General features: G+C 36.1%; 9 protein-coding genes. 3 read left to right on the top strand and 6 right to left on the bottom strand.

Going from position 1 to position 11,152, the window contains the following annotated elements; all coding sequences use genetic code 11:
- Positions 1-637 precede the first annotated feature (637 nt).
- Positions 638-1,840, top strand: a complete 1,203-nt coding sequence (locus tag CA730_RS21640; protein WP_096670450.1) for an AAA family ATPase — start codon at positions 638-640, stop codon at positions 1,838-1,840.
- Positions 1,841-2,000: 160 nt separating this feature from the next.
- On the top strand, positions 2,001-3,299 hold the full coding sequence (locus CA730_RS21635) for an amino acid permease (RefSeq protein WP_096670448.1): 1,299 nt from the start codon (positions 2,001-2,003) through the stop codon (positions 3,297-3,299).
- 374 nt (positions 3,300-3,673) lie between these two features.
- On the opposite strand, the gene CA730_RS21630 is transcribed toward CA730_RS21635, so the two are convergent.
- The 3 genes from CA730_RS21630 to CA730_RS21620 all read right to left on the bottom strand — a co-directional run bounded on the left by CA730_RS21630 (position 3,674) and on the right by CA730_RS21620 (position 6,374).
- Entirely contained in the window at positions 3,674-4,369 is a 696-nt protein-coding gene (locus CA730_RS21630) for a DUF4276 family protein (RefSeq protein ID WP_157750038.1), read from the bottom strand.
- Positions 4,369-5,562, bottom strand: coding sequence for an AAA family ATPase (locus CA730_RS21625; protein WP_096670444.1), 1,194 nt, complete (start codon positions 5,560-5,562; stop codon positions 4,369-4,371). The genes CA730_RS21630 and CA730_RS21625 overlap by 1 nt, the downstream gene beginning before the upstream one ends.
- Positions 5,563-5,804: 242 nt before the next feature.
- A complete protein-coding gene (locus CA730_RS21620; protein ID WP_096671718.1) occupies positions 5,805-6,374 on the bottom strand; it encodes a Uma2 family endonuclease in 570 nt (189 codons plus the stop codon).
- A 461-nt stretch (positions 6,375-6,835) separates the two neighbouring features.
- Here CA730_RS21620 and CA730_RS21615 point away from each other — a divergent pair, with 461 nt between their 5' ends.
- Positions 6,836-7,402 (top strand): Uma2 family endonuclease, encoded by a 567-nt coding sequence (locus CA730_RS21615; RefSeq protein ID WP_096670442.1) that lies wholly within the window; start codon positions 6,836-6,838, stop codon positions 7,400-7,402.
- A 118-nt stretch (positions 7,403-7,520) separates the two neighbouring features.
- Here CA730_RS21615 and CA730_RS21610 read toward each other — a convergent pair whose 3' ends face one another.
- The 3 genes from CA730_RS21610 to CA730_RS21600 all read right to left on the bottom strand — a co-directional run bounded on the left by CA730_RS21610 (position 7,521) and on the right by CA730_RS21600 (position 10,867).
- Complete coding sequence (locus CA730_RS21610) at positions 7,521-8,117, bottom strand: cytochrome c oxidase subunit 3 (protein ID WP_015078454.1); 597 nt, start codon at positions 8,115-8,117, stop codon at positions 7,521-7,523.
- 100 nt (positions 8,118-8,217) lie between these two features.
- Positions 8,218-9,882, bottom strand: a complete 1,665-nt coding sequence (gene ctaD, locus CA730_RS21605) for a cytochrome c oxidase subunit I (protein ID WP_096670440.1) — start codon at positions 9,880-9,882, stop codon at positions 8,218-8,220.
- A gap of 49 nt (positions 9,883-9,931) precedes the next feature.
- A complete protein-coding gene (locus CA730_RS21600; protein ID WP_096670438.1) occupies positions 9,932-10,867 on the bottom strand; it encodes a cytochrome c oxidase subunit II in 936 nt (311 codons plus the stop codon).
- Positions 10,868-11,152 lie beyond the last annotated feature (285 nt).

Here is an 11,152-nt window from a genome sequence, read left to right as displayed (position 1 = left end):
ACCTTACCAATGTGCCAGTTGCGTAAGTCCTGATTCATTTGTACTCCAGATGGATTAGCAAGTGATTTTTATAGCTGTAACTACTTCACACATTCTATTTCACGGTATTTGAGTCACCAATTACTCCTGTGAACGGTTACAGACTTAGAGAATAAAAATTGGTTCTTCGGTACTTACTATGCTAAATAATTTTGTCAACCCCTAAAATCCTTATACCGTAAGGATTTTACGTTAATTCATCGGTGAATTTGATATAAATTTGGCATCAAAAACAATGAAACCCTTTATTTATATGGGTTATGGGGTAAATAAACTCATATTTGGCATAACAGGTACGGAAGAACCTAAAAATTCATCATTCATAGATAGAAAATATTCAACATAATTCTTTCTTTTGACTCCTATTCCTAACTATAGGCATAATATTGTTTAGATAAATATTGCTCAAGTAGCTAAAGAATGAGTAAAATAGTTGACACAACTTTTTTTGTAATACAGCAGCTTATACCTAATGACAGGCTACGCCATCAGCATTAAGCAGCAAAACCTTTTGGTGTAATGCTATAGTATGTTACATAAATAAGTGTGATCAAAAAGTTGTGCATCATTGCCTGTTTCAACAGAAAACAATTTGACTATGGATTTTGACTATTTCCGAACCAACGAAAGTAATAACACCAATAAGAACTTTCAACACTTGTTATCTAGTGGTTGGCGGCCATTTCACAGAGATTTTAATTGGGAATACTTCGGTAAAATTCTATTCCATGATACTCAAGAATTAACCCAGAAAAGTATTAATTTAGCCAGTTATTATGCTGATGCTTTAGCGAGAAAAGAATATGCTTGGTGGGCAAATATTTTAAATTTAGCTTCAGATTACACCCGTGGTGAATTCCAAAAATACTGGAATTATATTACACCAGATATGCTCACCCCAGAACATCGCCATAAAGACTTTTTAACAACAGAAACACCCCTAGTTCAATTTGTCAGTCGCAACAGTATTCCTATTGATTACGTCCTGAATCTTCTCCAAGAAATAACCGTTTTAAGAGTTTTAAAACTATTAGAACGCCCTGATATTATCACCCAATATTACTCAGAAAGAGACTTTTATTTCCCCGTTGAAAAATTTGTAACCTGGGAAAGATTAGATGTGGTTAATACAGTTTATGCCTACTGGTCAGAACATGATATTTGGTTACAAATTGAAGCTTATGAAAGAGGCAGAAGAAATTATACGTTAATGGCAAAAAATATGCAGCTATTAATTAATAAAGCCACCTATGATCTAGCTGTCATGCTAAGTGGATATCAAAGTCGTGTCGGCAAAGTTCATAGTCAGTATCCATTACCAACATTTCCCCAAGATATTCAAGATTTTACCGACATAGTTCAACAAACAATTTTAGATCAAAATCAATTAGCCGTTGTAGTACATGGCGCACCAGGTACAGGGAAAACAGCATGGACACAAAGTGTTGCTAAAGAAATTCTTGTCCCTTTAGGATATGTAATTTTCATTTTAGATCATGATGCCATCACCAACTTTGTACCGCCAACATATTTAGAAAAGATTTGTATTATCATCAACGAAGCTGATAATTTAGCTCAAGATCGAGCTTCAGAAGTAGCACAATATAACAACAAAACCGAGCATATTTTAGCCTTATTAGATGGAACATTATACCAAAGCGTAATTGACGAATCTGGTATTCAAATGCAACAGAAATTAGTAATACTAATGACTTGTAATACCACAGAAAGATTAGATCCAGCCATGTTACGTAAAGGTAGAGTAGATTTAATATGTGAGTTTACCAAAAAATTTGTTTAATTAACCACAAAACAAGATCCACCCTAACCCCACTTAGAAAGGGGGAAACTACAATGAAAGTCCCCCTTAAAAAGGGGGATTTAGGGGGATATCAGAATTTTGGATACATGACCAACAACTCGTTATTTCATCCTCTAAACAACACCAATTCACTGCACTTATGAATAAAAAAGAACAAACAGTAACGCGATTATTTTCCCATCTAAAATTTGATAATAATAAATTTCAACATCAACCCGGTAGTGTCTTAGGAAATACAGCTTTAATTGTCGGAACTACCATTGGGGCGGGGATTATTGGATTACCTGCTGTAACTTTACCCTCTGGGATTATACCATCCACAATCCTACTTATTATTGTATGGCTGTATACTTTAATTTCCGGTTTATTAATTGCCGAATTGACTTTAAATGTGATGAAATTTGAGGGTATTTCGCATATAGGTTTATTAGCAATCATAGAAAAGATTCTCGGTAAACCAGGAGCGAGAATTGCCGGAATTGCCTATGTATTTAACCACTATGCCCTTTTAGTGGCATATATGACTGAAGGTGGCAAAATTTTAACAACCACAGTTGATAAAGTTTGGGAATTAGAACATATTTCACCTCAGTGGGTAGGAACAGTCAGTTTTTTTCTCGTATTTGGTAGCCTAATGTATTGGGGTAAAGATAGATTGGTAGAAAGAATAAATGGTATATTCATTATTATTTTATTAATTACTTTTTTGGGTTTATTAATATTAGGAGGAATGCAATTCCAAACCTCTCAACTTTTAGTACAAAATTGGCAATCCATTGGTAATGCTATTGCTATTATATATGTAGCAATGTTCTTTCACAGTATTATTCCATTGGTTGTAACTCAATTGGAAGGAGACAGTCCTAAAATTCGCCAATCTATTCTGATTGGTTCTGTGATTCCCTTATTCATGTTTTTAGCTTGGAATGCTGTAATTTTAGGCTGTATGACTCCAGATATTTTATCGCATAATTTCGCAAATGAGAGCGTATTTGATCCACTGCAAATTCTGCGAACTGGTCAATCAGGAGAATGGTTTGCTGTCTTATTATCAATTTTTTCTGAATTTGCAATTGTGACATCATTTATAGGTATTACCTATGGTTTAGCAGATTTTTTTCAAGATATTTCCATCCTTACTAAAAGCGAAATTTCTCGTTTACCTCTCTATTCCTTAGTGTTGCTTCCACCTCTGAGTTTAGGAACATTTAATCCTAATATCTTTTTTCATGCTTTAGAATACACGGGAGCATTTAGTGTTTCCATTCTCGGAGGAATTATGCCAGCATTAATGAGTTGGAAACAAAGTCAAACACCAGAATTTACTAATGGTAACTATCAAACCCTAGTTCCTGGAGGAAAAATAACATTAATATTTATTATGGTCGGGGCATTATTTTTAATATGTAGACAAATTTTGGTAATATATCAATTTTGAAAAATGTGAATAAAACCTCTCTTGTCGGGTAATGACAAGAGAGGATTTGGAGCTAAAGTCCGGTAGGGTAATCGGGCTATTTAATATTTAATATTTATTCGGGTTTAATCCAGTCCCCCCTAAGACATATAAATTAATGATTATCATCTACAATTGGTATCATTTACGAATTTGCATAAAAAAATCCCTTGTTTGTATAGTGCAAACAAAGGGATATACTGTTAAAGTTCGTCAGGTGATCGGAATGTTTAATTATTTAATACTTATTGGGTACGTCTTGATTCCTCCATTGGGTAGATAAAAATTTGTGATATGAAGATATTTTTGTATATTTTTAGACTATTAAGATAAATACATTTATTCATATATCATATTCATGAAGAAATCATGAATTTATCAATATATCCAACAAATTCTCCCAAACTAGGAACACTATTAGCAAGGTACATATATAGAAACTCGTAATCTAAATTAGATGCAAGTCTATTGATTTGTTTCTCGCTTTTGTTATAACCTTTTCCTGCATAGTTATAAATCTGTTTCAGATCATCAGCAGGATGAGGTCTTTGTTCCATATCATCAGTTTGAGGATTAAATCCAAAAATTGATTGAATTTGCTCTGGAGTCAAACCTGGATCTATTTTGAGAAAATGATTATATTCTGCTAAAAACCATGATTCCACTTCCATAACAGCAAGAACTATATTTATAGGAATTACCCCTTTTGGTAAAGTATAATTCAAACCTCTTTCCAACTTAGATTTGTCAGCTATGGATATTGGATAAACATCTCTTAAACCTATTACTCTATCATAGCCATCTTCAGTTAAACGATGATACCACTCCTTCATGTCTGAAACAACACTTTCATCACGGCATGAGTTATAAATTAATACATAAAATTTTGTTTCTGAAGTGACAGAATCTTTCATTATTACGTTATCAAAGTTAATTCCTTGCCGAGATTTAATCTCTATGGAAATCTGAAATTTTCCAGCAATTTCTCTCAGCAACTTTGCGACAAAAATCTGTTCTGTTTTACCCTCTACAAAAATAGCTAATTTTTTCACTATTCTATATTTTCCTCATTACCAAACCCCTCAATATAGAATTGAGTTGCAAAAAAGTCGAAATTGTTTAACCCAGTGAATTTAAAATCATCAAATATTTCCTTTGAATTATGTATGTTATGAAGTTTAGCTAATCCTGGTGTCCTTTCAATCACTGACCAATATTCCAAAGGAACACCATTCATAATAAATCTGTCATTGGTAGTCATAATTAGCTGAACTAATCCAGTTTGTGCTTTGCTAATAAGCAACTTAACCATCGCTGATGCTCTTTCAAAATCAAGTCCTTCCCCAATATCATCTATCAAGATACAACTAGGCTGTTTGGCTAATAGTGAGTAGTTTACTTGAATAATTAAAGATAATACTCTAAACATCCCTTGAGACATTAATCCTTGTTCAGTTTTTTCTCTAAGATCACTTTCTTGAACATAAATATATTGCGGCTCTCCATCTAGTAAAGATACTTCATCTCCTTCATCAGAAAGCAAAGCTGATGGAGTTTTAGTGCCAACTTCAGATATTTTATAACCTACAGATAACATATCTGATTTTATAGCTTCAATGAAGGGTGTTCCTATTTCTTCTTCTCCTAACTTGAATATGCCAATTACTTGATCTGCATCTTTGAAATCTATATTTTTTCTAATTGCGTCAATCTTTTTAGTATTCAAGACTATAAAACTACTTTTACCTAAATCAGTACCAAATTTGTAGTATCTTAAGGAATTTGCCCAAGTGTAAATCTCCTCAAAAAAAGGATGTTGGATAGAATCTCTTCGTTTTAGAGCCGCAACTTCATCAATAGGAGTTTGAAAGTCAATATATTGATCTAGTTTTTTAGCCCAAACTTGTCCCTCACCTGATTCATTCCTTTGAAGGTAATTAGTAGAGCCAATAGTGAAACTTTCTTGAATTACCTGACCTTTATCAACTGTTAATACGTATATCTTTTTGTTATCTTCATTATGAGAATCGAAAGTCAGTCTCCATTCTCTCCTTCTACGATCAGGTCTAAGACTGGCATCACCTGATAGTAACCCAGATAAAAGGTTGATAGCTCTAAGAGTTCTCGATTTGCCAGAAGCGTTTTTGCCAACAATTAGGTTGACATTACCTAATTGACAACCATCTAAACGCCACTCACTTGGCAAATCTTTATCTTGACAATATTCTACAAAGTCTAATCTCATATAGTTTTACGGTTTAAACTTAATTAAGAGGTTGTTTGAAAAGTCTCAATCCATACTAACCCTGGCGACTAGAAGTCGCGGCTACACAGACAAAACCCACCTTCGTGGGTTAAGAACCTTATTTTTGTGTTAGTCCACGAAGGTGGACTTGGTTTGTGTAGTCGCGATTTATAATCGCCGGAAACTTTTCAAACATCCTCTAAGGTAACAATAACTTATTCTAGCCTATTATAACTCACTACTTACCCAAAAACAACACCGCTATAAATTTCCGCTATCGGTAATTCAACCCCAATTGACTCTAAATAAATAGATTTTTCTAAATTATCAAAATCACTTAACAACCAACCTTGAGATTGTTTACTATATTTTTCTATAAAAGGTTCATCTTGTTCAACTAATAAATATTCACAAAAACTGCTAATTGAACGATACATCCGAAACTTGCTTTTGCGGTCATAATCTGCTGTTGAAGGAGATAATACTTCCACAATTAAAATAGGATTTAAAACTTCATCGCTGCGATTTTCATTTAGTTGCGGTTCACCTGCAAAAACCATCACATCTGGATATAATCCGCGTTTATATTCAGGAATCCATAAGCGTAAATCGCCATTAATTGGCTCAAATTTACTATCCCGCAGAAGATATGTAAGATATGCCAAAATATTACCACCTATACGGCTATGGTTGATCCTTATGCCGAGTATTGGTACAATTTCTCCATCACGATATTCACTGCGCCCTTCAGCTTTTTCTTCAATGGTGCGATATTCATCTAAACTATAACGACGCTCAACTGTGGTAATCATCATGTTGTAACCGATTACATTGAAGTGATCACGATTATAGCAAAATGGGGACTATTGCTAATGTGAAGGTCTACAATTTTCTAGTAAGTGATAGAACTTACGCAAGTGTCACACCAAAACTCTGTTGTAGGGTGCGTCAGACTGCATAAATCCTGCAAATAAACAAATTGTTGATATCTGACGCACCCTACCAATATGCCAGTTGCTTAAGAGGGTGTTTAAAAAGTATTAGATGAAACCGATAATCTCCAGAAACCTAACCCCCCTTCCCTCGTAGGGAAGGGGGGTTTCAAAGCCTCTCCCCGCATCGGGGAGAGGTTTGGAGAGGGGTTTATTTATACATTAAAAACTTTTCAAACATCCTCTAAGTCCTGAGTGAATTACAGTTAATTTCGTGCAGAGACGTAAAGAGAAATCAAGAGTGTTAAAATCTAACTAAGACAATAGATGGAGTAACTCTGATGCTACAAGTTAAACATCAATTTCAAAGCTTTGAAGAATATTTATCTTATGATGATGGTACGGACAAACTTTATGAATTGTTTAATGGAGAGTTAATTGAAATGCCCCCAGAATCAGGAATCAATGTGCAAATTACTACATTTTTATTAATTCAATTTGTCTCTCTCTTGGGTTATAAAAGAGTACGGGGACATGGTTTGGAATTGGAAGTAAGAGGAGAACCGAGAAACCGTTATCCTGACTTGACTATTATTCGAGAAGAGCATATTCAACAATTAGCAAATCGGAACACTATTCGCCTATCAATGCTACCACCTTTATTGGTTGTTGAAGTTGTTAGTCCTGGGGAATTACAAAGAGATAGAGATTTTATTGCCAAACGTCTACAATATCAAGATTGTGGTATTCCTGAATATTGGATTATTGACCCCCAAACCCAAAGCATATTGGTTTTAGAATTAATTAACAAAATTTATCATGAGATTGGGATTTTCTCCGGTGATGATTTAGTTTTATCTCCACAATTTAATAGTCTAAACTTGAAAGGATCACAAATTTTTGCATAAGGAAAATGTGTGAATCAGGATATCCAGGATTTAAGGATTTACAGGATTAGGAAAATGTCTAAATCAAGGTTTTCAGGATTTGAGTAATTCATCATTGAGAATTACTCATTACCTATATTTACAAAATGTTGAGCAGGTACACCAATGTGAAGAGAATGATCCAAATAATATCCACAAAGTGCCAATAAATTTCCGCCATTTCGATGCCCGTATGTTTAGTGGCAGAATAATGACCACGACGGAAAGAACGCCATAATACACCCAAAATTAATAACAATCCAATAAAGACGTGCAAACCGTGAAAGCCCGTCATTAAATAAAAGCAATTAGAGAAAACATTAGTAGTGAATCCATAACCTAAATTCATGTATTCATAAACCTGACCGGCTAGGAATACAGCCCCCATAATTGCGGTGATAAAATACCAAAACCGCATCCAACCCACACTATTTCTTTTAATTGCCATATCACCAAAGTGAATGACAAAACTACTAGAAACGAGGATGATCGTGTTAATGGCTGGGATAAATAATTCTACTTCTGTTCCTGCTGGTGGCCAAACTGCTGTAGTCCCTTTAAAAAACAAATAGGTGGCAAAAAATCCACCAAACATTAATGATTCAGAAGCGAGAAATGTGATTAATCCCCACACTCGTAAATCTGGATGTTCTTCATGCCCGTCGCTATGATGTTCAATTGGTGTAATTGCAGTCATATTATTATTCCTAGTAAATTTTTTCTAGTCTCACGCAAAGGCGCAAAGGCGCAAAGATAGAAAGAATTATCCTCAAAAAACCTCTGCGTACCTCTGCGTTTTAATCTGTTAGCGATGATTTATCATGACCATAGTCATAAGGTCCATGAGTAACAACGGGTAGAACTTCCCAGTTTTCAATAATGGGTGGGGAAGAGGTTGTCCATTCCAAAGTTAAACTTTCCCAGGGGTTATCACCTGCGAGTTCACCGTTTTTCCAACTGAAAATGGCGTTTAAGGCGAAGGGAATGACAGAAATACCCAAAAGGATTGCGCCAATGGTGCAAAGCTGGTTTAAGCTGGTAAATTGGGGGTCATACATGGCAACTCGGCGGGGCATTCCTTGTAACCCTAGTTTGTGCATGGGTAGGAATGTGAGGTTTGTGCCGATGAAGGTGAGGACAAAATGAACTCGTCCCCAGGTTTCGTTCATCATTCTGCCGGTGATTTTGGGAAACCAGTGATAGATACCTGCGTAAATCCCAAAGACTGAACCACCAAATAAGACGTAGTGGAAATGACCGACTACATAATAGGTGTCGTGAACATGAACGTCAAAGGGGGCTGTTCCCATGGTTACGCCGCTTAATCCGCCCATGACGAACATTGATAATAAACCAATGGCGAATAACATGGCACTGGTGAAACGGATTTTTCCTCCCCAGAGAGTTGCTACCCAACCGAAGATTTTTACACCTGTGGGGACTGCAACTATGAGTGTGGAAATGGTGAAGAACATCCGCATCCAACCGGGTGTACCACTGGTGAACATATGGTGAACCCAAACGAATAAACCAACGACACAAATGGCGACTGTGGAAAAGGCGATCGCTTTATAACCAAATATCGGTTTCCGGGCATGGGTGGGAATAATTTCGGACATAATCCCGAAAATCGGCAGAATCATTAAATAAACCGCCGGGTGGGAATAAAACCAGAATAAATGTTGGTAAATAACGACGTTACCACCTGCATCTGGTTTGAAGAAGGATGTGCCGAAGTTAATATCAAATAACAGCAGAACTAAACCTGCTGCTAATACGGGGGTAGATAAAAGTGCGAGGATGGAAGTTGCGAGAATTGCCCAACAAAATAGAGGAACTTGATCCCATTTCATGCTGGGAACTTTCATCATCAAAATGGTGATGACAAAGTTAATAGAACCTAAAATGGAGGAAGTTCCTACGAGAACAATGGCCAAAATCCATAAACTTTGGGCGTTGTTGGCGGTAACTAGGCTTAATGGTGGGTAAGCTGTCCAGCCCGATTGCGAACCACCAAAGGCGAAACTTAGTAATAGCAAGAATCCGGCGACTGGATTTAACCAAAAGGCGATCGCATTTAATTTAGGAAAAGCCATATCTCTAGCACCCATCATCAAGGGGACTAGATAGTTACCAAATCCACCAATTGCACTGGGAACAATCCACAAGAAAATCATGATTGTGCCATGATTTGTCATGAAGGCATTGTACAGATTTGGATCAAGAAAGTCCGAGTCCGGTGTGGCTAATTCGGCGCGAAGGGCGATCGCCATTAACCCACCAATTAGATAGAATGCAAAGGCTGTCACCAAGTATTGAATCCCAATAACTTTGTGATCAGTATTAAATGTGAAATAATCTCGAACTTTCCAGGCTGGGGGATGAGAACTATGAGTAATCAGCCGGGTTGTTGATTCGCTTGCATCAGGTGGGGGATTAACTGGAAAATTTACTTGTGTCATATTTTTGTTAGTTGTCTTTTGTCAGTTTTCAGTTATTAGCTATTAATTACTAATGACTCATAACTAATGACTTAAGATCTGCTGGAGTTACTTCCAAATTGTGAATGTAGGGGTCAAGAAATTCTGACGGAGATAAATTCTCCAAATTAACTGCTACAGCATGATTCATATCTTGCTTTTGGGCAATCTGGTTTTCACTCATCCAAGCATCATAATCTGCTTGTTCATGGACGATTACTTGCGATCGCATTGAACCGTGATAACCACCACACAATTCTGCACAAACTACTGGATAAGTACCGGGTTTTGTAGCTGTAAATCGTAGTTGAGTAGGAACACCAGGAATAGCATCTTGTTTAAGACGAAATTGGGGAACCCAAAAAGAGTGAATCACATCATCTGCGGATAAATTTAATTGCACATCAGCGCCAACAGGAACGTGCAATTCTCCAGCAGAAATACCACTGACAGGATAATTAAATAACCACGCAAACTGTATACCCTTAACATCTACAACCAAATCAGCCGGCTTATTTTTAGTTTGTGGATTTTCACCAATGCCAATATTAGCTGTTTGACTAATATTCATAGCACCTGCTGACATTTGGTGAGGATGACTACCCACACCAAAACCACCCATTTGGTTATAAATATCAACACTATAAATACCTAAAACAATCACAATTACCGTAGGAATTGCTGTCCAAAAAATTTCTAAACTCAAGTTACCTTCTACAGGTGTACCATCGGAGTTATCTCCTTTGCGTCGTCTATAGATAACTAGGAACAGCAGAATTGTCCCTTCCACAACAAGAAAAAGAGCAACCGCAATTGTCAACATAATATTGAAAAAACCATCTACCAAGGGCGCTTGTTGCGATGCTGCTTCCGGTAATAAATGATGATTTTGACCAACCCAGATACTGATAGGGGCAATTATCATCCCAGCTAACAGTGTCCACAGCGAAACAGGAACTTTTTGCATGAATGCTACCTGCTTTGTAAACAGTAGTAAAACAATAGCCAGTGAAGATAGACTTTGTTTGTGTAGCCACAGAATTATTTTCTGAGGAGAAGATTATCTTTTAGATTTTCACTATTATTGTTCTAACTTGTAACTAATAAAAAATCGGGAAACTTCCATATTTTTTCATATTGATAACCACAAAATCCCCGACTTCTTGAAGAAATCGAGGATCTGAGAGTTGATATTTTCATAAATCAAATACAAAGAGAAAAAATATTAGCAAGTATGATTTTTTAGATGATA

The sequence above is a fragment of the Dolichospermum compactum NIES-806 genome, assembly GCF_002368115.1.
In the GTDB taxonomy this organism is placed as follows: domain Bacteria; phylum Cyanobacteriota; class Cyanobacteriia; order Cyanobacteriales; family Nostocaceae; genus Dolichospermum; species Dolichospermum compactum.
Note: the sequence above shows the minus strand (reverse complement) of the source record. Positions and strands in the feature narration are given on the sequence as shown.